Origin of the sequence: Paraherbaspirillum soli, assembly GCF_042654985.1 — a bacterium.
Classification (GTDB): Bacteria; Pseudomonadota; Gammaproteobacteria; order Burkholderiales; family Burkholderiaceae_D; genus Paraherbaspirillum; species Paraherbaspirillum soli.
Genome location: NZ_JBHSMT010000028.1, coordinates 297,400 through 322,724, shown reverse-complemented (window position 1 = coordinate 322,724; position 25,325 = coordinate 297,400). Strand labels below are relative to the sequence as shown.

Sequence of the window (25,325 nt, the reverse complement as noted above, 5' to 3'; positions counted from 1 at the left end):
CGACGGTCGCCTGTTTGTCAGCAAGATCGCCGGCACCGACTGGATGCTGGTGGTGGTGATGGATTACGCCGAAGCGACGCAAGCGCTGACCTCGATGCTGGTTACCTCGGCCATCACGGCGCTGCTGATCATCGTGCTGGCCGCGCTGGTGCTGACCGTGCTGGTGGTGCAAGCGCTGAAACGGATGGAACTGATCCGCGATGCGATGCAGGAAATCGCTTCCGGCGACGGCGACCTGACCCGCCGTCTGGACGCCGACGGCGCCGACGAGTTGTCGCAGATCGCCAGCGCGTTCAACCTGTTCGTCGACAAGATCGCCGACGTTCTCGGTGAAATCCGCCGCACCAGTGAATCGGTCAAGGTCGCCTCGCACGAAATCGCCGCCGGCAATCTCGACCTGTCGTCGCGCACCGAACAGCAAGCCAGCTCGCTGGAAGAAACCGCTGCCTCGATGGAAGAAATCACCGGCACCGTCAAGCAAAGCGCCGACAATGCACGCCAAGCCAATCAACTGGCGGTGTCGGCCTCGACCGTCGCGGTCAAGGGCGGCACCGTGGTGTCGCAAGTGGTTGACACGATGGATTCGATCAATGCGTCGTCGAAGAAGATCGTCGACATCATCGGCGTGATCGACGGCATCGCGTTCCAGACCAACATCCTGGCCTTGAACGCGGCAGTCGAAGCGGCCCGGGCCGGCGAACAAGGCCGAGGCTTTGCGGTGGTCGCCAGCGAAGTGCGCAACCTGGCCCAGCGCAGCGCCACCGCCGCCAAGGAAATCAAGGGCTTGATCGGCGACTCGGTGGATAAAGTCGAAGTCGGCAGCAAGCTGGTGGCCGAAGCCGGCGTGACGATGGATCAGATCGTCGACAGCGTCAAACGGGTGACCGACATCATGGCCGAGATCACCGCCGCCAGCCAGGAACAAAGCACCGGCATCGACCAGATCAACCAGGCGATCAGCCAGATGGATCAAGTCACGCAGCAAAACGCCGCGCTGGTGGAAGAAGCCGCCGCTGCTGCCGCCTCGCTGCAAGACCACGCCGGCAATCTGTCGCAAGTGGTCAGCATGTTCAAGCTGGACGCCGCGCGCGGCATGCCTACCTTGAAGCCGGCGCCGGCCGCCAAAAACCTGCACCTGAACGCGAAGACCGCACCGCAGCTGAAGAACGCCAGCGTGATGTCCCTGAGCCGAAAAGCAGGTCCGGCCAAGGCGCTCGGTAATGACCATAAAAAGGTCGCCAATGCGCCAGCCGGTGCTGGTTCTGCAGAGGATTGGGAACAGTTTTAATAGCAAGAACTGAGTCAGCCTAGGCTGGACCCAACCGCGCGCACATTGCAATGCAAGGTGCGCGCGGTTTTTATTTTGGCGGCACAACGGACTCCACTGCGGCGTAGCAGCGTAGGGCGGAAAAGCGCAGCGCCTTCCGCCGTTACCCGGCTCGAATCCATCGCAGGCGGCGCATCATGGCGGATAACGCTGCGCTCATCCGCCCTACGATTTGCCCTGCAGTTGCGCCAGACATCAACTAAAACGTCAGCATGATCTTGCCGACATGCGTGCTGCTTTCCATCAGCGCATGGGCCTGCGCCGCTTGCTCAAACGGGAAGGTCTTGAAAATCACCGGCTTGATCTTGCCGGCCTCGATCAGCGGCCACACTCTTTGCTGCAACTGGGCCGCGATCGCGCCCTTGAATGCAATCGGGCGCGGTCTGAGGGTGGAGCCGGTGATCGTCAGGCGACGCCGCAGCACTTGCCCAAAATTGACCTCGGCCTTGCTGCCGCCGAGCATGGCGATGAACACCAGGCGGCCGTCGTCGGCCAGGCAGTCGATCTCGCGCTGGATGTAATCGCCGGCCACCATGTCCAGGATCACATCCACCCCTTTGCCGGCGGTCGCCGCCTTGACCACCTCGACAAAATCCTCGCTGCGGTAATTGATGCCGCGTTCAGCCCCCAGCGCTTCGCAGGCGCGGCATTTGTCATCGCTGCCGGCTGTGGCGAACACCCGATGGCCGAGCGCGGTCGCGATCTGGATCGCGGCGACGCCGATGCCGGAACTGCCGCCTTGCACCAGCAAGGTTTCGTCGCCTGACAGCCGGGCCCGGTCAAATACATTGGTCCAGACGGTAAACAAGGTTTCAGGCAGCGAAGCGGCTTCCAGCACGCTCCAGCCGCGCGGGACCGGCAGGCACTGGGCGGCCGGCGCGGTGCAGTACTCGGCGTAGCCGCCGCCGGTCACCAGCGCGCACACCAGGTCGCCTTTTTTCAGCTGGCTGCCGGTGAAATCGCCATCGACGATTTCACCGGCGATCTCCAACCCCGGCAGATCCGAGGCGCCGGGCGGCGGCGGGTAGATCCCGGTGCGCTGCAGGATGTCGGGACGATTGACGCCGGCTGCCTGCACCTTGATCAATACTTCGCCGGGCTTGAAAGTTGGGATAGGGCGTTCGCAGATTTGCAAAACTTCCGGCGCACCGGGCTGGGTGATTTCGATAGCACGCATGGGATTGGCTCCTTGGGAAAACGGGCATTGTAGAGGCGTTTCAGAAAGTCAGCTTTAGCCCAAGAGCATCACTCATCTAAGCCGCCGGATTGCCTGCCAGTCTCTGTGCCGTGCCAGGCATCAAAAATCCAAACACCACCAGCGCCGATACCACGGTGACTGCCGACAGCACGTTCAACAGGGTAGAGAAAGCATCGCCGTAACTCTGGACCAATACGCTCGCCGCCACCTCCGGCAACGCGGCCGCGGCGCGACCCAGATCGCCGGTAGCCACCCGCTGCGCCGCTGAGACAAGGCGTGCGCCCAAGTCCGCCTGCGGCAGGCCGATGACGGCCTCCAGCCGGGTTCGAGTGAGCGCCGCCAGCAGCGCGCCGACCACCGCCAGCGCGATCCCTTCGCCGGCCACGCGGGTGGTGTTGAAGATGCCGGTGGCCATGCCGGCGCGCTCGGTCGGCACCACGCTGACCGCCAAGCCATCCATCAAACCCCACGGCAAGCTGATGCCAAAACCTATCGTCAGCATTGGCAGCACGATCGCAGCGCCTTGGCCGGGTGGGCAATGGCCAAGCCAGAACAGCCCGGCGGCGCAGATCAGCAAGCCGCTGCCGGCGATCGCGCCCGGCGCACACCAGCGCGTAAGGTAAGCCGCCAGCATAGGCACCACCAGCATCGGCGCCGACAGCGCGACCATCATGCGGCCGGCCTCGAACTCGCTGTGGCCTTCGATCCCGATGAAGCGGATCGGCAATAGCACCAGCAGCACCACGTAGGCATAGGCCGGGGCCGCCGCCAGGAACTGCACGCCGACGAAACGCGGATAGCGGAACAGCGACAGGTCCAGCATAGGCCGCGACGCCCGCCGTTCAATCGCGATGAAGGCCGCAAATAAGGTGGCAGCGCCGAGCAGCAAGCCGATCACCAGCGGGTCCGACCAGCCGTTTTCCGGCGCCTGCAACACGCCATAGGTGAGCAAGCTGAGGGCGCCGGTAAAGCTGATGGCGCCGGCCCAGTCGACGCCGCTGGCCTGCGGATCGCGCGACTCCCGCATGCAGCGCGCGCCGGTCAGCAAGGCCAGCACGCTGGTGGCGGTGACGGTCAGCAGCACCGCATGCCAGTCGAAAGCGCGGATCAATACCCCGGCCAGGATAGGCCCGAAGGCCAGGCCGACGCCAAAAGTGGTGCCGATCAGGCTGAAGGCGCGGGTCCGCGCCGCGCCGTCGAACTCCTGCGCCAGCGCCGCCATGCCGCCCGACAGCGCTGCGGCGCTGGCAGCACCCTGCGCGGCCCGCAACAGGTCAAACCAGACAATATCGGGCGCGCAGGCCAGCGCCAGCGAGCACAGGCCGAACATGGCAACGCCGATCAGGAACACGCGTTTGCGCCCATAGCTGTCGGCCAGCGTGCCGGCCGCCATCAGGCTGCTGCCGAAACTCAGCATGAAGGCGTTGGTGACCCAGTTCAGCGCGATCGGACTGCCGCCCAAATCATGGCCTATCGCGCGCAAGGCCACCGCCGGGCCGGTAAAGCTCAATGGCATGGCGAGCGCGGCGAGACAGACCGCGCCCAGGATCAGGCATTTCTCGGCAAACGTGTGAGGGGGAGGGGAGGGATCGTGATTGGATGTGTTCATGGCTGCTCAAGCTGGGATTAAGTGGATGGAAATGCACGATGAGCATTCTAAAAGCGCTGCAATATTGGAAAAACATCGTTAAAGTCCATTGTTTGCGAACAAAAACTCTTGAATCGAGGTGTGAATGGACAGTCTCAGCGGAATATTGGCGTTTGTGCGCAGTGCCGAAGCGGGCAGTTTTGTGGGCGCCGGCCGCACCCTCGGCATCTCCGCCTCGGCCGTCGGCAAAAGCGTGGCGCGGCTGGAAGCGCAGATGGGCGTGCGCCTATTCCAGCGTAGCACGCGGCATATCCGGCTGACGACCGAAGGCAGCCTGTTTTACGAGCGTTGCCAGCGCATCCTCGACGAGCTGCAAGACGCCCAAGCCATGCTGTCGCATGCCGCCGAAGCGCCGCGCGGCAAACTGCGCATCAGCCTGCCCAATATCGGCTACCGCTTCCTGTTGCCGGTGTTACCCACGTTCATGCAGCGCTACCCGGAAATCGCGCTGGAACTGGATTTCAGCGACCGCATGGTCGACGTCATCGAAGAGGGGCTGGACGGCGCGATCCGCAGCGGCGAGCTGCCCGACTCGCGGCTGATGGCGCGGCGGCTGGGATCGTTCCGCTTCATGCTGTGCGCCTCGCCGGCCTATCTGGCGCAGCGCGGGACGCCGCGCAACCCGGTTGAGCTGGAACAGCACGCCTGCCTGCGCTACCGCTTCCAGACCAGCGGCAAACTGCAGGAGTGGGCGCTGCGCCCGGCAGCAACGCCACGCGAACTGCGCTTGCCCACCGCACTGACCTGCAACAACATGGAAGCCATGCTGGCCGCCGCCATCAACGGCCTCGGAATCGCCTATATGCCGGACTTCCTGGCCCGCGATGCGCTGGCGGCCGGCAGCTTGCAGAGCGTACTCGACGCCGACTTGATCGACCCCGGGCAGTTCTGGATCGTCTGGCCGTCCAACCGCCAGCTATCGCCGAAGCTGCGGGTGTTTGTCGATTTTGTGTGTGAGCATCTGTTTACCGAGAACTAGAAATGGAAGTAGGGCGGATGAGCGCAGCGTTATCCGCCGATTGATGTGCCACCGCATCTAAAAACGGTGGAAGGCGCTGCGCTTTTCCACCCTACGTTAGGTAAGTCCTCTATATACTGAGGCCCACGCTTTTTACCTCTCGCTCTACACACTTATCAGGCCAGCACCATGCATTTGCATTCCCCCTTCATAGCGCATCCCGTCATCAGCTGGACCGAAGCCGGCGAAACACGCTCCGCCCGTTGGCGTTCGGAAAGCGGGGTGCCCGCACCCAAACGCGTGGTGATCGCCGACGATCGCATGACCGCCGACAGCGCCTACCGCCTCGCTTGCGAAGGCACTGCGATGCTGTGGCGCGGCGATTTTCAGAACGCCCGCCAGTTGTTGCAGGCACTGGCGCGCCGCGTCGAGCGCAAGCCCGGCAAACCGTCCAAGCACCCGAAGCCGGCCGCCAGCCCGACCGAAGCCTTCCACTTGCATCGGATGGCGCAATCGCAACGGGCGCGCACGCTGGGCATGCTGCTGCTGCCGTTCGAGGCCGACTACACAATTCCGCTGCGCCGTGCGCCCGACGTCCGGCAAGCCTGCAACGAAGCCTACGGCGCCGGGGAAGAACCTTTCGTCGCCTCGCTACGTGAACTGCTGGGCTTGATCGGCGCCCACGAGTGGCGCAAGAAGGGTGTGCCGATTCCGGCGCTCGGCGACCGCATTCATCCGTATTACGGCGTGTTCTCGCCGGTGCGCGGCGAGTACGTCGGGCTGGTGGCCGAAGCGCCGCTGCCCTCGCTGGAACTGGCCTTCGATATCGGCACCGGCACCGGCGTGCTGGCGGCGGTGCTGGCGCAGCGTGGAGTCAAGCGCGTGGTCGCCACCGACCAGGACCAGCGCGCGCTGTCCTGCGCCCGCGAAAACCTGACCCGGCTAGGGTTGGCCCAGCAGGTGGAAATAATGCAAGCCGACCTGTTCCCGGCCGGCAAAGCGCCGCTGGTGATCTGCAATCCGCCGTGGCTGCCGGCCCGCCCCAGTTCCCCCATCGAATACGCGGTGTACGACCCCGACAGCCGCATGCTGCTTGGCTTCCTGAACGGCCTGGCGGCGCACTTGACGCCGGGCGGCGAGGGCTGGCTGATCCTGTCCGACCTGGCCGAACACCTGGGCCTGCGCCCGCGCGCCGAGTTGTTGGCCGCGATCGACGCCGCCGGCTTGAAAGTCCTGGGCCGGATCGACGTCCGGCCGCATCACCCCAAGGTCAGCGACGACACCGACCCGCTGCACGCGGCACGGGCGGCAGAGCTGACTTCGCTCTGGCGTCTGGCTGCAAAGTAAATCAACGCTCCAGCACCGCCTTAAGATTGCGCAACGCTTGCGACGACTGACGCTCCATGATCCAGCGCGTCAGCGTCGTGTCCAGAACGTGCCACCAGCCCTTCGAGCGGAATTCCAGCGTGCGGTGGAAGCGGCAACCGGCGTCGGTGTCCGTGATCCGGTAGCTGATGTGGGCTGTTCCCTTGTCGGTATCGGTGCCAATTTCCCAGAGCTGCGGCGGCATGCAGGCCAACACCGTCCACAGCGCTTGGTCGCGGCGGCCGGCTACTGCGACCAGCTCCAGCATCGTCTCGCCGGTGGTCAGTGGCCGCTGCGGCACATCGCGCACTTCGACCGTGGCCGGATGCCAGGTGTGCCACAGCGCCGGCGTCGTCACGTAATTGAAGACTTGCTGCGCCGGCCGTGCAATCTCGACCTCGGTCTCGACCCGAACGCAGCTTAGCGAGAAGGCTTGCCATTGGTTGGCGGTGGTGTTCAAGCTCATCACATCCTCCAGTCGGTAAGTTGTCCTAGGCGAGCCGCGTGTAGCGACGAATCTCGGGCAGCTGCGCCAGCAAATCGTCAGCCTTGGTCAGCGCCGCCATCACATGAGGCGACGCCAGGTGCGCTTCCGCCGCCGCCTGATCCATCCACAGCTCGACGGTCACGAAATCGAGTGGATTGTCATCGTCCTGATACAGCTCGTAACCCAGGCAACCAGCCTCGTTGCGACTAGGGACGACCAGCTCTTGCAGGATGTTTTTCAGCAAGGTTGAGGTGTCTGCCCGAGATGAAATCCGGGCCATGATTTTGACCATCGTTTTCTCCTTAATTGATGCCTGGCGTGACTGCGGTTAGCTGCGCCGGAAGGGCTGAGAACATTGCCGGGTAAATGGCGCTAATTAAGTATAGAGAGCGTGACGCATGAGCGATATGTTTGGAATACGGATGCTGATTGGAGGAGGGGGCATGCGCAGGTTCCGGGTTTGAGTCAGGACGGGCAGTCGGGATAATTGTCCAGGCAACAAAAAGCCCGGACGGTTAACGGTCCGGGCTTTTTGGTTTGTTTGGTTGCGGGGGGAGCGCATTGTATATAGTAGGCAGCGTGCTCTCTTCGCAGACCACTTCCTGGTCAAACTGTATGAAAATAACGATGCGAAATATTGTATGTTTACTATTTCGTGTATTTCGACAGCCAAATAGCTTGGTTTTTAGAACAACTTACTGACAATAGCATTGTACAAATCAATGTTTTAGTGATTGGCTAATTCAGCATTATATTTTTCAAACGAGCTGGAAAGAAAAACTAAAAGTGATCGAGTGGCCCTAGTAATGTCAGCCTCTGCAGGGTCGTTTTGTTTGAAAATCTGATGAATCAATGAGTGACGCAGCTCAGTAATTTTTTCCATTGCATCTTCTTTAAACCTCTTCTCTTCATCTTCGCTAATTACAAACGCTTTCTTTAACATAACTTCGGCAAATTCAACACTTGCATAATTTAAAGCAAGTCGGGAACCAAGTTGGTGATTTACATGCCAACCAAGATCTGTCATACAGATGTCCAGCAATTTAAGATGAGATCCCGAAAAATTAATACTCTTCTTTAGTTTCGAAATTTTGAAGAGTGGGAAAAAAAATTCTACCAATTTATATAACTCGGCATAGAAATTACTATCGCGGCGTGATAAAACTGCATACAGTAATTGTTGAGCTAGCCAATCATGCTCTGCATTTGGAATGGAAAGCATCACCGCTATCAAATCATCACGAAATGCCTTGACATTTTTAGAGCCAAGTTCCAAGGACAACAGAAATTTCAATATAAGGACGTCACTTGAATTCGATGACTCTGTTTCAACTTCAAAGCAAATGATCTCAGGGAGATATGTTTCTACGTCTGATTCGAATATTGGATCATTTTTCCAAACCTGTGAATCGATTGGGTTGGAAGTCCTTGCATCGAGTTTTGATACAAAAGCCATCTTTTGAAGAAAAGAAAGCGAGTAAGGATTGATGCCTCCAATTGCAACGTCCGAAACTACTAGTTTGCTTTGTCCATCTTTATAAGCTCCACAAACTAGTGTTTTGTCGCCTTCTCTCACCACTGCAATTCCGAGTCCTTCGATCTCGCGGCAACTTTCTATTTTTGTCGCCGTAAATCGGGCCTTCAAATGATCAACAATATTTGCATATTCTGGATCCGAGGTCGACACGGGAACGACCCAAAAATCTTTTCGTGCCAGGAATGAAGGCTTTACATCTTCAGAGATGTTCTTAAAAAACCAGTCATATATATCTTCCTGCATGAACCGCGTAATGTTTGTTGACATAGTGGTTATCTGGACATCCAACAAGGCGTCATCGTTCCTTGCACCATTATCTCTTTTGATCGTTTTAACAATGTAATGAATGCTCTTTTGTAAAGATTTCGATCATGATCACCTACCTTGCCCGACTGAACCGATAGCATCTGATTTAGGGTTTCAAGGTCGACAAATTCGATAAACTCCGGCACATCCAATTTTTGAATAAATTTGGTCAGCGACTTAACAATTCGCTCAATTTTTTCCAGATTCTTTTTTGCTGATATAAGATCATAGTCAAATCCGGGGGCTCCCAACACGAGTTCCGCCACAGCAACGACAAATCCAATCGATCCAGGTGAAGACGTAAATATGTCTTTACCATTTTTCACCCGCGTTTTTCCTTCAGAATTTTGCTTAATACGGTCGAACTGCTCGTCTAATTTAGCCATCAAATCGAGCGCTCTAATAAATAGAGGTAAGAATTCATCCGAAGACGTGGCCTCGGTTAGGTCAATCTTAATAAACTCTTCTGCGACCTTTTCTTTGATGTCAATATCGATAGATCTCGATGTAAATGCAAGGAAAAGTTCAACAACCCTAGTACTACGATATTCACCCGCTTGCGATCGTCGGTTAGTTTCATCTAATCCGATAATTTGTACGCCCGGCAATTGCTTCTGGACTTCAGATATGATTGGGCGATAAAGAGTATCCAACTGCCTCTTCAAGTCCCATGGCACTTGGCCTGTATTAAGTACGAGCATTCGATAAATAAGGCTGCTGACTTTTTCCGCCGCCCATATTTCTACTCGTATGAAATGACTTTGATTATTTGTATCAAATGCCTCTCTAAGAGCTGTTGTCCGCTGCATCCCGTCAATGATTGAAAGATCCAGGCCATTTTTTTCTAGCAGCATCACCAATTCTTCAGAAGTCTTCAGAGACTTCAATTTTCTCTTCAAAGTTACTCCGCAGACAACACCAACCACCACAGGAGGAATTACGGCTCCGTTTTTTAAATCCTGCACTAGCCGATTACGAATTTTTAGTGCAGTTTTAGTCCGTATAGGAGCTCGTTGACCACTTAGCCCGCCCTGCTCAGAGTATGCTTTCTCAACGAGATCAAGATACGCTCCAAGTTCAATCGTTGCCAAAAGTGAGGCGCATCTCGTATTTTTATCTTCGAGAATGAGCAGAGGGTGTGCCATATGTATTCCTACCGGAAAGTGTTGGATTTAAATTAACCACAGGAAATCTTACCGTAAATTTTAGCTTTGGGGAAAATTTGGTTGTGGGCGGGAAAACGGCAACATTGATAACCTTTGCTGGAAATCAGCCGCAAAGCGTTGCTGCATAAGGCTTTGCGAGTTTCGACAAAGGTAACATCTGGGTAACTTTAGGGTAATCTGGTTACCTTGGTAGAAGGTAATATAGGAAAAAATAATAGTTATACATCAATAACTTAGGCTGAAGTTACCTTTTGAGTTACCAAAGATTACCTTTCAATGGTAACCACTTAATCCTATATAGATCAGGCACTTACAACTGAAAAATAGGCATGGTTACCAAGGTTACCTTTTCCCCAAGGTCAAACCTAAAATCAGTTTTCTTCGCGTACACCACATCCCCCATTTTTACCCTCCACAGCTGCGTCATTTCGCGTCACTTTTTTCCGACGCGCTGCCGCCCTTCGACGCGAGGTCTCTCCTCTGCGCGTCACTTTCCGAAATTTGAGTCAAAACCGCCCCATTTAGCAGGCAGGCGTGGTGGTGGGGGGGGGGGATGACTGCGCGCCGAGACAGGGAGTAGCTCTTCAGATTGCACATATTTCCTATCTGCAAGATAATCGCGCCCCTATGCGCAAGTTTCCGGAAGGCATCGTTTTGAGATTTTAGATGTCAATACATTACTTTTAGGGGTTGTCTGTGTCCGTTATCAAGAAAAAGAAACTGAGCATCATAGGTTCACTTGGCGTCATTGCTCTTTTTAATAGCATCAATGTCCATGCCGAGCCTGGCGACGAAATTTGCTTTCCACTTTATGCAAAGGCCGGAGCGGTTCCCGGAACTCCTGGCTGTCCACTTGATGCCTCACTTGCTAATGTAGGCATGGGGACATTTTGGTGCACCGGGGAGCCGGACAGAATAGACAGATATTGCAATTCGCCGGCCGATCCAACGGTCGACCCGTCCTGCAAAGTAGAAGCGGACAATCCGAAAAGTTGCAGCTACGACCCAAGCACGGCCCCAAAAATCAAGAATGAAGGCGATCCTGGCACTTGCTCCAACAAAGAAAAAGGCAACCCGATCAACCACAGTACCGGCAACAAACGTCAGTTGGAATCGGACTACTTTGGTATCGGCAGCGTAGGACTGGCGCTGCAACGGACTTATAACGCCAGTGATATTCGTAATGGCCGCTTCGGTGCTCGCTGGACCAGCAACTATGAGCGGATGGTCATGACCAACCCTGCTTTTCCAAATAATGCCAGCGTCCGACGCGGCGATGGCAAAGCGTTCGACTTCGTGTTGGGTAACGGCGGTTATCAACCTGATGGCGACATCAACGACAGCCTGATGCGGAAACTGGACAGCAAGGGTAATCCGGGCGGTTGGCAATACAAGGTCGCCGCCAACCAGTCGCTGGAAAGCTACGACGTCTCGGGCAAACTGCTCAGTATCAAGAGCCGCGCAGGCCTGCTGCAAACGCTGAGTTATTCGGATGCTACGACGCCAGCCGCGATCGCGCCGCAGGCCGGGTTGCTGATCCGGGTCGCCGACTCATTCGGCCATCAACTCAATTTCGTCTATGACAGCAGCAGCCGCGTCGTGCAGATGATCGACCCGGCCGGCGGCGTCACGACGTACAGCTACGACAGCGCCAATCGCTTGAGCAGCGTCACCTACCCGGGCGGCAAGCCACGCACCTATCTGTACAACGAACCCGTCTACACCGCTGGCGCCGATCTGCCGTATGCGCTGACCGGCATCGTCGACGAAAACGGCAGCCGCTTTGCAATCTTCAACTACGACAGCAGCGGCAAAGCAGTCTCGACCGAACATGCCGGCGGCGTCGAGAAATACGGCATCGCTTACCCCCAACTTGGCAGCCAAAGCGCGGTCACCGACCCCTTAGGTACCATGCGCACTTACAATTTTCAAACTATCCAGAATACGCTGCGCTACACCGGAGAGAGCCAACCGGGTGGTGCCGGTTGCAGTGCCGCAGCCAGCAACGTTACTTACGACGCTAACGGCAACGTCGCCAGCCGCACCGATTTCAACGGCGTTGTCACGACCTTCAGCTACGACCTGGCCCGCAACCTGGAAACCAGCCGGGTCGAAGCGTCCGGCACGCCACAAGCGCGCACCATCAGCACCCAATGGCACCCGACTTTCAGCCTGCCGCTGAAGATCGCCGAGCCGAAGCGCGTGACCAGCTACGCCTACGACGCGTCCGGCAATTTGTTGAGCAAGACCGAGCAAGCGACCAGCGATGCGACCGGCGCGCAGGGCTTGGCGCCCACCGTGACCGGCAGCGCCCGCACTTGGAGCTACAGCTACAACAACGTCGGTCAGCTATTGACCGCCACCGGGCCGCGCACCGATGTCGCCGATAAAACGACCTATGCGTACGACAGCAACGGCAACCTGAGCACAATTACCAACGCCGTCGGCCAAGTGACGACCTTGTCGAACTACGACGCCAATGGCCGCGTCGGGCTGATTGCCGATGCGAACGGCACGACCACGCAACTGGCCTACAGCCCGCGCGGCTGGCTGACCGCCAAGAGCGTCACCGCCAACGGCACGGTTGAAACCACCGGCTACAGCTACGACGGCGTCGGCCAATTGGCCCAGGTCACGCTGCCGAATGGGTCCACAGTCAGCTACAGCTACGACCCGGCGCACCGCTTGGTCAAGATCGCCGACAGTCTCGGCAACAGCATCGTCTACACGCTCGACAACATGGGCAACCGGATCAATGAACAAGTCAAAGATCCGAGCGGTGCCCTGGCGCGTCAGACCAGCCGCGTCGTCGACGCGTTGAACCGCTTACAACAAATTACCGGAGCAGTGCAATGAGAGGGCGTTTCACTTTGAATCAACATCGGATCAAGACTATCGTTGGTGCCGTCTTGTTCACGTTGGCTGGCGCGACAGTCGCGCAGCAAAACACGACCACCAGCTATGAATACGACGCGATGGGCAATCGGACCAAGATCACCGATCCGCTAGGCCATGTGACGACCCAAAGTTATGACACGCTAGGCCGCCTGATCCAGCAAACGCAACCGGCACCGACCGCTGGCGGCAGCGGCCCGACCGTCAACTACAGCTATGACGGGCTGGACCAACTGAGCACGGTCACCGATCCGCGCAATCTGGTCACCAGCTATAGCACTGACGGCCTGGGCAACCAGACTGCACTGAACAGTCCCGACAGCGGCAGCACGACTAAGACGTTTGACGAAGCCGGCAACCTGAAATCCAGTACCGATGCTCGTGGTAAGACCACCAGCTACAGCTATGACGCGTTGAATCGAGTGACCCGGATCGACTACGCCAGTGGTGCCGCGACCCAATTCGAATATGACGGCGGCGCGACCGGTGCGCCATATGCGATCGGTCATCTGACTAGGATGATCGACAGCTCGGGGCAAACCACGTATGCCTATCATGGTTTCGGTGGTTTGCTGACGAAAGTCCAAACCATAGTCAGCGGCACGACGGCCACCAGCCGCACCATCAGCTACAGTTACGGCAGCAGTGGCAACACCTTTGGCAAGCTTACCAGCGTGACCTACCCGAGCGGCAACCGGATCAACACCAGCTATGACGCCGCCGGCCGCGTCAACAGCCTGAGCTTGAACCCGACCAATGCCAACGGCAGCGGCACCAACAGCGGCAGCACGATCCCGCTGTTGACCGGCATTGGCTATACAGCCTTCGGCCCGGTCAATGCCTGGACCTGGGGCAATAGCAATGCGTTGAGTAGCAGCACTTACGCGCGCGGCTTTGACCTCGACGGCCGCATCACCAGCTACCCGCTCGGCGACCCGTTGAACAACGGCACCAACCGCAGCATCAGTTACGACGCCGCAGGCCGGATTGGCGGCAGCAGCCATATTGGTAGCGGCACCGGCAGCAACGCCCCGATCAATTACAACCAGGGCTACGGCTACGACAATCTGGACCGTCTGACCAGCGTCACCGGCAGCAGCGGCGCCAACAACCAGAGCTTCCAGTACGACGCCAGCGGCAACCGTATCCAAGCGACATTCGGCGGCAGCACATATGCCAACACGATTGCCGCGACTAGCAATCGGCTCAGCGCAACGACCGGGCCAGCACCGGCCAAGAGCAATAGTTACGACGCCGCCGGCAATCTGGTCAGCGACGGTAGCATCAGCTACACCTACAGCGACCGTGGCCGCATGGTCAGCGCGACCAACGCCGGCAATACCGTCAGCTACAGCCATAACGGCCTCAATCAGCGGGTGCAAAAGCAAGGCCCGGCAACGATTGTGGCAACCGGCAGCAACAGCTATGTATATGACGAAGCCGGTCACCTGATCGGCGAATACGACGCCAATGGGCAAGTGATTGAAGAGACGGTGTATCTGGGCGACTTGCCTGTGGCGGTGCTGAAACAAACGGTGACTGGCAGCGGCGCGACTCAGACCACCGCGACCAATGTGTATTACGTCTATGCCGACCACCTCAATACGCCACGGGTGATTACGCAGGCAACCGACAATCAGATGGTGTGGCGCTGGGACAATGCCGATCCGTTCGGCATGTTGCCGCCGGATGAGAATCCGAGTGGGTTAGGAGTCTTCACGTACAACCAGCGCTTTCCGGGGCAGTTGTATGACAGGGAGACCAATAATTTTTACAACATCAACAGAGACTATGATCCGAGTACGGGTAGGTATGTAGAAAGCGATCCCATCGGTAATGTGTTGTACAAAGACATAGCCAGCAAGAACTTGTCAAGTGTCATAGGAGACGTAAGTTCGGAATTGGAGTCGCAGCTTTATCGTGATTTACCACAATATAACCAGTCATACGCTTATGTGGGAGGCAATCCTATTAGCCATAAAGACCCGCTTGGATTACTCGATCCTGTACTCGCAGATATATTGGCGAAACAAATCATAGGCAAAATTAAGAGCAAGGAGACCACCGAACCGCTATCGAAACTACTAGGCGAGGCTTGCTATATGCAACAGTGCAAACCAGCCGGAGTGAATCGAAGGAGCTATATTCAAGCATACGGAGATTGCTTGGGGATATTGAATAAGGTACAGCAGCAGAATTCCAGTCTTGCTCCTTTACTAGGAGTGTTACCTGGTGGCCCGGATGGTGTAGTGGATAGTTGTGCAAGAACTTGTTCTAGCATGACGTCTGGGAACAAGTAACTTTATCAAGGAGCCGAGTATGAGATTTTTCTCGAAATATGGTATTGGACTAATGGTTCTCATTGCTTGGATGGCTCAAGCCGTTCCACTCCTAATGACCGAACCGAAATTCGCCGAAATTACTGCAGAAGTCCAGACGTTACATGCAAATGCAGCTGAGGAATTAAGGCAGTCTGGTGGATCTCCGCCGCAAAGCGGATCAATGGAGGCTATGAAGAATACAACCATTAAGGAGCTAAAGAGTCAGTGGATTTTAGGTGCCACGTTGATAGCTGCGGGTATTGTTTCGTCTGTTTTGGCTCTCTTTCATGTTCGATTCTGGAAATTTGCCGTTATGTGTACCTCGCTTATGTATCTCATAGTCTGGTATAGCTCAGGATCATTAAGTTCTATTCCACCAATAACTGCATTTCAGCTTAAATGGATGACCGCAAAAACGCTCGGTCTTGAAACCAATTTTTTTATAAAAGACGTGACGCTACCAATTTTTTATTTTTTTATGACCGTATTTTTAGCGTACAAGTCCGCAAGGCGCATTCAATAATATTGTGCCGGATGTTCCGCAACAATCTATAGCTGTGTTCGACGGAATCCAGTTTTATTAATGGATCCGTCGGGGGCAACAGGTCAACAAAATTGTGGGAAAACTGGTAGCAGCTCTGTTTGTGAATTTGATGCCGTGCGTGAAGCAAAAATATGCAGTAAAAATTCAATTTTTATTCGTGCCAACTGCCAAGTTGATCGTAAGACGTTATTGCGCATCTTGGCAGCCTCTCTCTGCTAAGAATTACCTTCATCCAACGACCGCATTTCGAGCATTATCGTCCTGCGCGCCGTAACGCAGCCAGCTCCCTATCATAATCATCGCGGCAATCGACATTGCAGAAGCGCGCCGGATGCGGCAGCGGCTCATCGCAGAAACAGCAGTGGCCGTCCGGCGCGATGTCCTGCGCCTTACGCACCATTGCCAGAGAAGTCGCTACCTCTATTCCAATAATTTGATCTGAACGGTCTGCAATATCGCTCATTGTTTTTTCTCCTCACCTGTTATCAATTCGTAAGCGTCAAACTTCACCACCTCCTGCCCTAGCCATTCATTCAGTGCCAGGAATTGCGCCTGCAACGGCACCAGCTCGTTGCGCGCAAACACCCGCGCCGAAGGTTCGACCGCACCGAAACCACCGGTATTGTTCGGCATGATCCCCAGCAGTTGCGGCGGCACGCGATGCGCGGCCAGCACGTCGTCGCGGGTCACGCCCTTGATGTTGAAGAACTCATCTTTTGCCGCCACGTCCGATACGGGCAAGATTTGGATGCCGTCTTTCTTGCCGTTCGGCGCGTACATGAACAGGTTGCGGAAATTGCCCGGTCCCTTGCTGTCGCGCATGGCCTGCCGCAAGTTGTCGACATCGGTGATGTTGGCCGCAGCGTCGGTCATGTAAAACACGAAGCCGGCGTGCGAGCCGTTCTTGTAATACTTGCGGCGGAACAGCGTCGCCGCCTCATTCAGCCAGGCCGATTGCAGCGCACTGAGGTATTGCGGCACGCCGTACACCTCCTGGTTCAGATCCGGGTCCATCAAGTGGAAGATCGCGCCCGGGTCGAACTGATGCTCTTGCTGCCAGCCGTTGATGAAGTAATACACGTCCAGTCGGGATGTCTGATGCTCTCCGGGCGCGTCTAACAACGGCGGAATCAGAGCGTACCCGTCTGGCAGCCAACAAACAGCTGTCCACCGTAGGTAAGATCAATCGTTCTGAGCTCGGAGAGCGCATAAAACGCACGCTTTCAGCTCTGCAAAGCGCACTCGAACAAGACACGCAGCAAGCCAGGAAGATAATAGGGGATTTACTCGGCGAGATTCAGATCATCCAGGAGCCGGAAGGAATCTACGCTGAATACGACAACGCCGCTGAAAAGCTATTGCTAGCTTCCAACGGCGTTTATACTAATGTGGTTGCGGGGGCAGGATTTGAACCTACGACCTTCGGGTTATGAGCCCGACGAGCTGCCAGACTGCTCCACCCCGCGTCTGAGGCACGAACTGTAACACAATGTGCAGCTTCCAGGATAATGTTTTTTCGACGACAACTGTTGGGCACCTCGGAAAACCTACTGCGCGGCCCAATCTCGGGCCTGCGATGCTCGCCCGCTCCGTATGGCTGCAGGTGTTGCAACATCGTCGCCCCGACCTTGGGCCGCTCGCTACGGTTTTTCGAGATGCCCTGTTGAAGATGATCGCGCAATCGTTTTGCCACGACATGGCAAAGGATGTATATGCTGTCGGCCTGTCTCACATCTCTAGGAAAAAAATGGCCAACAAACCCGCTCGCATCCTCACTTTCAAATGCAAAAAATGCACTAAGCCGGTCCAGGTGTTCCTGCAAAAAGTGTCAGCCTGTTCACATATCCAGCCGTATCAGGGGATCTGCAAATGCGGCGAACTGACGCGCTACGCGACCGGCCAGAAAGACGCCGTGGAATCCTATATGGCGTCATCGGATGGCAGCTGGTCGCACCACCATTAAAGCCTCGGGCCGCCAGCCCAAAAGCATGGTGCCACCTGGCAAGTGTTGTTAAATTGCATTAGTTTTGTAAATTCTTGTGAAGTATTGTTGCTTCCTATTGCTACAAACGGCTTCTATGCCTAGTCTATGGATCGCTGCAAACACTGTGGATGGCATGCTGCGAAAAACATGACAACTGGAAGAAATGAAAAACACACTCGAAGCTCGGTGCGACCTCAATCCGCTTGATCGGTTCGATCCAGTATCGCCGCAACGCAAGCCTGAACTTGCGGCGGACCTGCGCGCCTTGTTCCGCGAAAGTGCCGGGCAAGACCTGGTCGCCATCGAGCAGGCGCTGGCGCATGGCGACTACACCAGCATGAAGCAGCATGTCCACCGCTTCAAAGGGGCAGCCATGATGTTCGACGCTGCCGTCATCGTCGAAGCCATCCAGCACATAGAAGCGATCCTGCATGCCGGCGGCATGATGACCAACCCGGATTACAAACTGGCATACGCCTGCGGCCTGTTGCGGCGGCAGGTCGGCTTGCTTTGACGCGTCTAGCGCAACGATAGGCGGAGTAGGGCGGATGAGCGTAGCGTTATCCGCCGATTGATGTGCCACATATGGTTGACGCATTGAAAACGGCGGAAGGGTGAAGCAGGGGTTTCGGATGGCATGCCATCCGCCTGCTGAACGGTATCCGCCTGCCAGCGGATACGCGCCCTGCAAGGGCTGCGCTTTTCCGCCCTACTTATCTGTTTAGCGGAAGTTCTGATTAGACAATCTACCCCGCCTTATTCCCCATCGCAATAATCCACAATTTGTGTTTTATATCCTTACGTCAAAAATATTGGCGTAACGCTATCTCCTGTCCGCTAACTACCGGATCGGCGTTGCCGTCCGCCGCTCATCCTTCTTTCTGCACCGTTCGTCATCCCGTCAATTCTCTCAGCTTACTATATTTATTGCCGTACGGTAATATTTAGGCCGGCGCTGCTCTAAGCAGCTGCCGCACGGCGATGCATCGCTCACGCCGTGCAAATTCCACAAGAGTAGTACCAAGAAGTCACGTGATCTCACGGCATATCGCCGCGGGGCGCGTTGATGTAATTATCGGAGGAGAGCAATTAATGATTATTCCAAAAAAAATAGCCTGGTTTGCAGCACTGACGTTCGCCTGCTCGGCCCCGGCAGTCTATGCCGGAGCCAATCATACGCACGGCGAGTCTGAACTGGCCAAGCAGGCGCCGATGCCGCATATCCGGCAGGCGTTGCCGCCGTCGCTGGAGCAGCAGAAGTACAATCTGCCGCCGAGCAAGAAGCCGCGTCTCGACCTGATGCCCGCCAAGAGCCGTCAAGCTCGGGCCAATCAGATGAAGATGATGGCCACCACACCGGATTGTCAGAACATGGACAAGCTGGCCGGCTATAGCGGCGATGCTCTGGCCGACTATATCGTCAACCTGCCTGACTACGAATGCCATTACGGTTTGTTCTCGCTGAACGCTGCACAGGCGGCCAAGATCTATTCGGCGAACAATTTCAGCGTCCTCGCCAACCGTTTCGCGCAAGAGGCCAGGTCCTACGATGCCACCAATATCAAGCTGGTCAATCTGCTGATTTATCTGCGCGCCGGCTATTACCTGGCTAGCGGCAATACGATCCCGGCGCCGTCTTCCTCCTTGGTCGGCGTGCTGCGTCCTGCGATCAAACAATTGGTCGACGGCAACGTGCTGTTCAACTCCAACGCCGCCGGGCCGAGCACTGCCGGCGAGACGTTTACGCTGATCACCAATATGCACGACGAGCCCTACTACCTGGGCAGCCTGAAAAACCTGGTGCAGCGCTACACCAATACCAGCAGCAACCCGAACGCGGCGGCGGCTCTGCAACAGCGCAGTGCCGGCGGCGGTTTTACCGGCGTGTTGACCGTATTGTTCCGCGCGCATGAAAGCAATGAGGGCAAGCAGTTGCTGCAAAACGATCTGTCCTATGCAACGGCGCTGAACACTTTTGTGGTCAACAACAAGAGTGCTCTGCTGGGCACCGGCGCGGCTTACGAACTGACAGACGCCACCAACGAAGCCTTCCGCTTCTTCCAATATCCGGCGCTGAAGAGCGGCATCAAGACTATGGTCAAGAACATGCTGGCGACGTCCAGCATGACTGGCGCCGATAGCGACCTGTGGCTGGCGGCGGCAAGCGCGGTCAAATACAATGACAGCGCCAATTGCGCCGAGTATGGCACCTGCAATTTCGAGACCAGGCTGGCCGACGCCGTGCTGACCAACAAATACACATGCAGCCCGACCATCCGCATGCGTACCCAAGAGTTGACCGTGGCCCAGATGCAAGCGTCGTGCAATCTGCTGCAAACCGAGGAAGGCTACTTCCATGACATGCTGCAATCCAACCGCAAGCCGGTCGCCAACGACAACAACACCTCGCTCGAAGTGGTGGTATTCAGCGACTACACCAACTACAGCAAGTATGCGGGAGTGATGTTCGGCATCAGCACCAATAACGGCGGCATGTACCTGGAAGGCAATCCGGCCGACCCATCCAACCAGGCGCGCTTTATCGCCCACGAAGCATCGTGGATGCGTCCGGTATTCGAGGTCTGGAACCTGAAGCACGAATACATTCACTACCTGGATGGCCGCTTCGACATGTACGGCGACTTCAATGCCGGCACAGCGAAGCCGACCGTATGGTGGATCGAAGGCCTGGCGGAATACCTGTCGAAGAAAAACGACAACCAGGAGTCGATTGACATCGCCCGCACCGGCACTTACTCGCTGAGCACGATCTTCGGCAATACCTATTCGATGCCGGATTACGTGACCCGCGCCTATCGCTGGGGCTATATGTCGACCCGCTTCATGATCGAGCGTCATCGTAACGATGTCGATGCGATCGTTGCCAAATTCCGCGTCGGCGATTACGACGGCTATCAGAACTACATGGCCTACATCGGTAATCGCTATGACAACGAGTTTGCCGACTGGGTCAAGACCGCAACCACCGCCGGCGAACCACCGCTGCCGGACGGCCCATCGCTGCCTGACTGCGCATCGCCTTATTACCTGAGCAAGAATTGCTCGATCAAGGGACTGTCGGCGTCGAACCAAACTTACGCCTACATCATGCTGCCTAGCGGCGCGAAGAACGTCCAGCTGCGCACCAACGGCGGCAGCGGCGATGTCGATATGTATGTTGCGCTGGACCGTTACCCCAGCACCACGTCGTACGATGCCGCCTCGGCCAATGCCGGCAACCGCGAAAGCATTGCGCTGACATCCCCGGCCGCAAGCCGCTGGTACTACATTCTGCTGAATGCCAAGCAGCCGTTTAGCGGCGTGTCGCTGAGCGCTACTTACGACTAAGAAGCTGGCCTGATCCTGTAGTTAAATGAGGGGGCAGGGTTATTTTCGGCATGGTATTGCCGGAAATGACTCTGCCCCTTTTTTTTCGTCTATTGTGCTTGCGGTTCCGGCGCTGCCGATTGCAAGGCGGCGTTGATGACGGCGTTGAAGTCAAACCGCACGAAATGCGTCCAATACTTGGCGTCAAACGGCGGATAAACTTCCAGCGGCGATCCGCAATAGACATCCGGCGGCGCTTCGGCGTTGTCGAAATGCAGGAACAGGCAATTGCCGAAATTTGCGTCGTACTCATCGGTAGCGTACGGCCTGAGCGGGTCCGCCTGCGTTATGCCCAGTTTCTTCTTGCTAGCCGCCGGCATCGCCGATAGCTGCTCAATCATGTCGGCAGCAGCGCACAGAAGAGTCGTTTTTCGACGGCCATCCAGAACATACTGCGCAGGGTAGCGACGTAAGCGCTTTATAAGCTGTTCAATAGTTGCTTTTGTCGGTTGGTGCATTTGATCGGCTCCATCAGTGTGTTGAGGACGAGGAAGTTGTTGCCTGCCGCCGGAACGAAGCATGCGCCGGATAGCGTCCTGCTCGTCCCGCCCGTTTTCAGTCGGTATTTCTACGTGGCATGAAGTTCATCGGCCGAAGACTCCGGCGACAATGACTACAACTTGGTGAAGTTGTTGCTCTACGGAAATCATCAACCGGTGCACATCGGCAAAATCCGATTTTTTTATAGGACTGTTCCCATTCGATAATCATTGGCCATCGCCCATAACTAAAGGTTGGTATCACGCCGTAAATGACTTATTTTTAGTAGGTGAGCTGGCGCGGCCGAAGTCGACAAATTGCCCGCGCGCCACCGTTACCAAAACGCTACTTCGGGTAGCCGGCTATCAGACAAAGAGGTCGATCCGCAACGTGCCGGATCGGCCTCTCTTTACACAAGGAGCAGCAAATGTTGACAACGCGAAAGCTGGGAAAAGCGGGCCTGGAAGTGTCGGCGGTCGGCCTCGGCTGCATGGGCATGAGTCATCTATACGGCCAGGCCGACGAGGGCGAGTCGATCTCCACCTTGCACCGGGCCATCGAGCTGGGGGTGACTTTTTTCGACACGGCCGAAGTGTACGGCCCTTATCACAACGAAGAATTGCTCGGGCGGGCGCTGAAGGGGCACCGCGATCAAGTGGTGATCGCCACCAAGTTCGGCTTTCAGATCGAGAACAACCAGATGATCGGCATCACCAGCCGTCCGCCGCATGTCAAGGCCGCGGTCGAGGGATCGTTGCGCCGCCTCGGCACCGACTATATCGACTTGCTGTACCAGCACCGGATCGATCCGGCGGTGCCGATTGAAGACGTGGTGGGCGTGATGGGCGACCTGGTGCGGGAAGGCAAGGTGCGCTTCCTTGGCTTGTCGGAAGCAGGTGCGGCCAATATCCGCAAAGCCCATGCGACCCATCCGATCACTGCGCTGCAAAGCGAATACTCGTTATGGGAGCGCAATCTGGAGCCGGAAATCATGCCGATGCTGCGCGAGTTGGGCATCGGCCTGGTGCCGTTCAGCCCGCTCGGACGCGGCTTTTTGAGCGGCACCGCCAAGCGCGCCGAAGACTATCCGCCCAGCGATTTCCGGCATCAGGATCCGCGTCTGCAAGGCGCCAATTTCGATGCCAACATGCAAGCGGCATCGGTGGTCAAGAACATGGCAACGGAAAGAGGCGTGACGCCGGGGCAGCTGGCATTGGCCTGGGTGCTGCACAAGGGCGACGACATCGTGCCGATTCCTGGCACCAAGCGGCGCAGCTTCCTGGAGCAAAATGTGGCGGCGATGGAAATCACGCTAAGCGCTGCGGAAATCGAACAGATGGAAAGTTCGCTGGCCAATATCGCCGGACCACGCTACAACGAACAGCGCATGGCAAGCGTCGATCGGTAGCTTGAGCTGCGAAGCCCAACATTTGGTGGTGACGGAGATGAAAATGTTGGGCTTTCCAGCCCAACCTTCTCCTATTAACGGACTACGGAGCGGCGAGCTTATTTAGCCAGCTTCACAAAATCGCCTTTGAGCGCCACGCCAACCATGATCGCCCCGGCATGACATTCAAACTCGGTCGCGCTCGCCATTTCATCTTTCTTGTAATAGCTGACGATATTCACCACCGCATCGGCACCCAATGCATGCGCGCGTTCCTGGAATGAGATCAACGCCGACAAGAAAGCCCAGTTGCACGCCACTTCGTCGGTTGTTCTTGAGTTGGTTTTTTTGTTCGAAACATCGCTGATGAACGTTTCCGCCACTGCAGGATGGTCCTGACCGGCAAAGAAAAATTTCACCGAGCCATCCAGTTTTTTTGAAGCGTCCGCTTCTTTCATCGCATCGGCCAGCGGAAACAAATGCTTGATATCCCTGGCCTGGGCCGAAGACAACACCCCCAAACCCAGACTCAACATCAACGCTGCTGCAAATACATTTTTTCTCATAAACACTCTCCGGCACCTCTAAAAACCTACTGCGCGTCCCCAATCTGGGGCTGCGATGCTCACCGTACCTCCGTACGGCTCCACTTCTCGCCCCGACCTTGGACCGCTCGCTACGGTTTTTCGAGGTGCCTATTAAATAAACGCCTTACACAGGCACAACAAACCGCATCTTGAAATTCCGGCCCTTGATATTGCCGCTGCTTAAACGCGCAAAAGCATGCTTGGCGACGCGCCGGTCCAGCGCCACATAGGTCATGAACTCGAACACGCTGATCTTGCCGACTTGCTCCTTGGTCAGCCCGGCGTCGCCGGTCAGCGCACCCAGCAAATCGCCAGGGCGCAGCTTGTCCTTTTTGCCGCCCATGATGCACAAGCTGACCATCGGCGCTTGCAACGGACCGCCATCGGCCGGCTCCAGTTCCGCCAGATCGAACCAGCTGACCGGACCATGCTGATAGTCCTCGATCAGCTTGACCCATTTTTTCTCGTTCGGCGCGCACAGGCTCAGCGCCAGACCCTTGTCGTGACCGCGGCCGGTGCGGCCGACTCGATGGATATGCACCTCGGTATCTTTCGATACATCGACATTGATCACCGCCCCCAAGGTCTGGATATCCAGGCCGCGCGCGGCGACATCGGTTGCCACCAGCACCGAACAGCTTTGATTGGAAAACTGCACCAGGATCTCGTCGCGCTCGCGCTGCTCCAGCTCGCCGTACAGCGCCAGCGCGCTAAAGCCTTGCTCGCGCAATTCGGCCGCCAGCTCGCGGCAATGGATCTTGGTGTTGCAAAAGGCGATGGTCGACACCGGCCGGAAGTGGTTCAGCAATTGCGCCACCGCCGCATTGCGGCCTTCATACGACACCTCGTAAAAGCGCTGCTCGATCTGGCCGGCATGATGCTGGGCCTCGACCTTGACCTCGACCGGATCGCGCAAAAATTCCGCGCTGGCCTTGCGGATATCGTCCGGATATGTGGCGGAAAACAGCAGCGTCTGGCGGCGCGCCGGGCAGGCGCTGACGATGCCCGAGATTTCTTCGTAAAAGCCCATGTCCACCATGCGGTCGGCCTCGTCCAGCACCAGCGTCTGCACCGTGCCCAGATTGATGCTGCCGCGCCCGATGTGATCGCGGATCCGGCCCGGGGTGCCGACCACGATATGCGCGCCATGCTCCAGCGAACCGATCTGCGGCCCCATCGGCGATCCGCCGCACAAGGTCAGCACCTTGATGTTGCCGGCACTGCGCGCCAGCCGGCGCAATTCCTTCGCCACCTGGTCGGCCAGCTCGCGGGTAGGGCATAGCACCAGCGCCTGGATCGCGAAATAAGTCGGATTGAGCTTGTGCAGGATGCCGATGCCGAACGCCGCGGTCTTGCCGCTGCCGGTCTTGGCCTGCGCGATCAGGTCGCGCCGCTCCAGGATCACCGGCAGGCTTTGCTCCTGGATCGCCGTCATCTTGTGATAACCAAGGCTGTCCAGGTTGCTTAACAGCGCCGGCGCCAGGGGGAGGGTGGAGAAAGAAGAGATAGTCACAATAGAGGTCGCCAGCGTAAAAAGGAGGCAAGTCTAACAGGTGACGCAGGTTGGAGGTAGGGCGGAAAAGCGTGGCGCCTTCCGCCGCTGGATATGCCGCATGCATTTGATGCATCCAAAACGGCGGAAAGCGCTGCGCTTTTCCGCCCTACTTGCTGTGCAAAATCTGGCGGAACAGGCCGCCGCGGATATCGAGCGCCGCAATGCCATGCACTTAAAAGAGCGTCGATAAGTC

The 25,325-nt window shown here is 56.8% G+C and carries 21 protein-coding genes, 1 tRNA gene and 1 pseudogene; 11 read left to right on the top strand and 12 right to left on the bottom strand.

The genetic code is table 11. The features are described 5' to 3' along the window. Positions 1–1,288: methyl-accepting chemotaxis protein (locus ACFPM8_RS17560; RefSeq protein ID WP_378999370.1), on the top strand; the 1,288-nt coding region annotated here is incomplete at its 5' end. Between the two features lie 238 nt (positions 1,289–1,526). On the opposite strand, the gene ACFPM8_RS17555 is transcribed toward ACFPM8_RS17560, so the two are convergent. After that, entirely contained in the window at positions 1,527–2,504 is a 978-nt protein-coding gene (locus tag ACFPM8_RS17555; protein WP_378999368.1) for an NAD(P)H-quinone oxidoreductase, read from the bottom strand. Between the two features lie 76 nt (positions 2,505–2,580). Beyond that, positions 2,581–4,134 (bottom strand): MFS transporter, encoded by a 1,554-nt coding sequence (locus ACFPM8_RS17550; protein WP_378999366.1) that lies wholly within the window; start codon positions 4,132–4,134, stop codon positions 2,581–2,583. Between the two features lie 124 nt (positions 4,135–4,258). Between ACFPM8_RS17550 and ACFPM8_RS17545 the strand changes: the two genes are divergently transcribed. Both ACFPM8_RS17545 and ACFPM8_RS17540 read left to right on the top strand, forming a co-directional pair. Beyond that, positions 4,259–5,152 (top strand): LysR family transcriptional regulator, encoded by an 894-nt coding sequence (locus ACFPM8_RS17545; protein ID WP_378999364.1) that lies wholly within the window; start codon positions 4,259–4,261, stop codon positions 5,150–5,152. 168 nt (positions 5,153–5,320) lie between these two features. After that, complete coding sequence (locus ACFPM8_RS17540) at positions 5,321–6,478, top strand: methyltransferase (RefSeq protein WP_378999362.1); 1,158 nt, start codon at positions 5,321–5,323, stop codon at positions 6,476–6,478. Between the two features lies 1 nt (position 6,479). Here ACFPM8_RS17540 and ACFPM8_RS17535 read toward each other — a convergent pair whose 3' ends face one another. The 4 genes from ACFPM8_RS17535 to ACFPM8_RS17520 all read right to left on the bottom strand — a co-directional run bounded on the left by ACFPM8_RS17535 (position 6,480) and on the right by ACFPM8_RS17520 (position 9,971). Continuing rightward, positions 6,480–6,962: an SRPBCC family protein gene (locus tag ACFPM8_RS17535; RefSeq protein ID WP_378999359.1), complete on the bottom strand. Its 483-nt coding sequence runs from the start codon at positions 6,960–6,962 to the stop codon at positions 6,480–6,482. A gap of 25 nt (positions 6,963–6,987) precedes the next feature. Beyond that, positions 6,988–7,275 (bottom strand): putative quinol monooxygenase, encoded by a 288-nt coding sequence (locus ACFPM8_RS17530; protein ID WP_378999358.1) that lies wholly within the window; start codon positions 7,273–7,275, stop codon positions 6,988–6,990. 435 nt (positions 7,276–7,710) lie between these two features. After that, complete coding sequence (locus tag ACFPM8_RS17525) at positions 7,711–8,787, bottom strand: hypothetical protein (RefSeq protein ID WP_378999356.1); 1,077 nt, start codon at positions 8,785–8,787, stop codon at positions 7,711–7,713. Between the two features lie 5 nt (positions 8,788–8,792). Beyond that, positions 8,793–9,971, bottom strand: coding sequence for a hypothetical protein (locus ACFPM8_RS17520; RefSeq protein ID WP_378999354.1), 1,179 nt, complete (start codon positions 9,969–9,971; stop codon positions 8,793–8,795). Positions 9,972–10,871: 900 nt separating this feature from the next. Here ACFPM8_RS17520 and ACFPM8_RS17515 point away from each other — a divergent pair. Genes ACFPM8_RS17515 through ACFPM8_RS17505 form a run of 3 tightly spaced genes read left to right on the top strand, consistent with a single transcriptional unit; the run spans position 10,872 to position 15,731 of the window. Next, the gene (locus tag ACFPM8_RS17515) at positions 10,872–12,848 is read left to right on the top strand and encodes a DUF6531 domain-containing protein (protein ID WP_378999352.1); all 1,977 of its coding nucleotides are present in this window, start codon (positions 10,872–10,874) and stop codon (positions 12,846–12,848) included. Next, entirely contained in the window at positions 12,845–15,187 is a 2,343-nt protein-coding gene (locus tag ACFPM8_RS17510; protein ID WP_378999350.1) for an RHS repeat-associated core domain-containing protein, read from the top strand. Before ACFPM8_RS17515 ends, ACFPM8_RS17510 begins: the two co-directional genes overlap by 4 nt. A gap of 19 nt (positions 15,188–15,206) precedes the next feature. Beyond that, positions 15,207–15,731: a hypothetical protein gene (locus ACFPM8_RS17505; RefSeq protein WP_378999348.1), complete on the top strand. Its 525-nt coding sequence runs from the start codon at positions 15,207–15,209 to the stop codon at positions 15,729–15,731. A gap of 274 nt (positions 15,732–16,005) precedes the next feature. On the opposite strand, the gene ACFPM8_RS17500 is transcribed toward ACFPM8_RS17505, so the two are convergent. The 3 genes and pseudogenes from ACFPM8_RS17500 to ACFPM8_RS17490 all read right to left on the bottom strand — a co-directional run bounded on the left by ACFPM8_RS17500 (position 16,006) and on the right by ACFPM8_RS17490 (position 17,218). Then, on the bottom strand, positions 16,006–16,215 hold the full coding sequence (locus tag ACFPM8_RS17500) for a hypothetical protein (protein WP_378999346.1): 210 nt from the start codon (positions 16,213–16,215) through the stop codon (positions 16,006–16,008). After that, positions 16,212–16,829: pseudogene (locus ACFPM8_RS17495) on the bottom strand (phage portal protein); the annotation flags it as partial. The pseudogene ACFPM8_RS17495 and the gene ACFPM8_RS17500, both read right to left, overlap by 4 nt. Positions 16,830–17,141: 312 nt before the next feature. Next, positions 17,142–17,218: transfer RNA gene (locus tag ACFPM8_RS17490), tRNA-Met, on the bottom strand. A gap of 281 nt (positions 17,219–17,499) precedes the next feature. Here ACFPM8_RS17490 and ACFPM8_RS17485 point away from each other — a divergent pair. The 3 genes from ACFPM8_RS17485 to ACFPM8_RS17475 all read left to right on the top strand — a co-directional run bounded on the left by ACFPM8_RS17485 (position 17,500) and on the right by ACFPM8_RS17475 (position 21,084). Continuing rightward, positions 17,500–17,715 (top strand): hypothetical protein, encoded by a 216-nt coding sequence (locus ACFPM8_RS17485; RefSeq protein ID WP_378999400.1) that lies wholly within the window; start codon positions 17,500–17,502, stop codon positions 17,713–17,715. A gap of 184 nt (positions 17,716–17,899) precedes the next feature. Then, on the top strand, positions 17,900–18,250 hold the full coding sequence (locus ACFPM8_RS17480; protein ID WP_378999345.1) for an Hpt domain-containing protein: 351 nt from the start codon (positions 17,900–17,902) through the stop codon (positions 18,248–18,250). A gap of 578 nt (positions 18,251–18,828) precedes the next feature. Next, a complete protein-coding gene (locus ACFPM8_RS17475; protein WP_378999343.1) occupies positions 18,829–21,084 on the top strand; it encodes a M9 family metallopeptidase in 2,256 nt (751 codons plus the stop codon). Between the two features lie 89 nt (positions 21,085–21,173). Here ACFPM8_RS17475 and ACFPM8_RS17470 read toward each other — a convergent pair whose 3' ends face one another. Beyond that, the gene (locus tag ACFPM8_RS17470; RefSeq protein ID WP_378999341.1) at positions 21,174–21,581 is read right to left on the bottom strand and encodes a hypothetical protein; all 408 of its coding nucleotides are present in this window, start codon (positions 21,579–21,581) and stop codon (positions 21,174–21,176) included. A gap of 449 nt (positions 21,582–22,030) precedes the next feature. Here ACFPM8_RS17470 and ACFPM8_RS17465 point away from each other — a divergent pair, with 449 nt between their 5' ends. Then, positions 22,031–23,011, top strand: a complete 981-nt coding sequence (locus tag ACFPM8_RS17465; protein ID WP_378999340.1) for an aldo/keto reductase — start codon at positions 22,031–22,033, stop codon at positions 23,009–23,011. A 98-nt stretch (positions 23,012–23,109) separates the two neighbouring features. Here the strand turns inward: ACFPM8_RS17465 and ACFPM8_RS17460 are convergent, their stop codons facing one another. Then, complete coding sequence (locus ACFPM8_RS17460) at positions 23,110–23,556, bottom strand: excinuclease ATPase subunit (RefSeq protein ID WP_378999338.1); 447 nt, start codon at positions 23,554–23,556, stop codon at positions 23,110–23,112. A gap of 145 nt (positions 23,557–23,701) precedes the next feature. Beyond that, complete coding sequence (gene dbpA, locus ACFPM8_RS17455; protein WP_378999336.1) at positions 23,702–25,090, bottom strand: ATP-dependent RNA helicase DbpA; 1,389 nt, start codon at positions 25,088–25,090, stop codon at positions 23,702–23,704. Positions 25,091–25,190: 100 nt separating this feature from the next. Between dbpA and ACFPM8_RS17450 the strand changes: the two genes are divergently transcribed. After that, a complete protein-coding gene (locus ACFPM8_RS17450; protein WP_378999335.1) occupies positions 25,191–25,322 on the top strand; it encodes a hypothetical protein in 132 nt (43 codons plus the stop codon). The last annotated feature ends 3 nt before the right edge of the window (positions 25,323–25,325 follow it).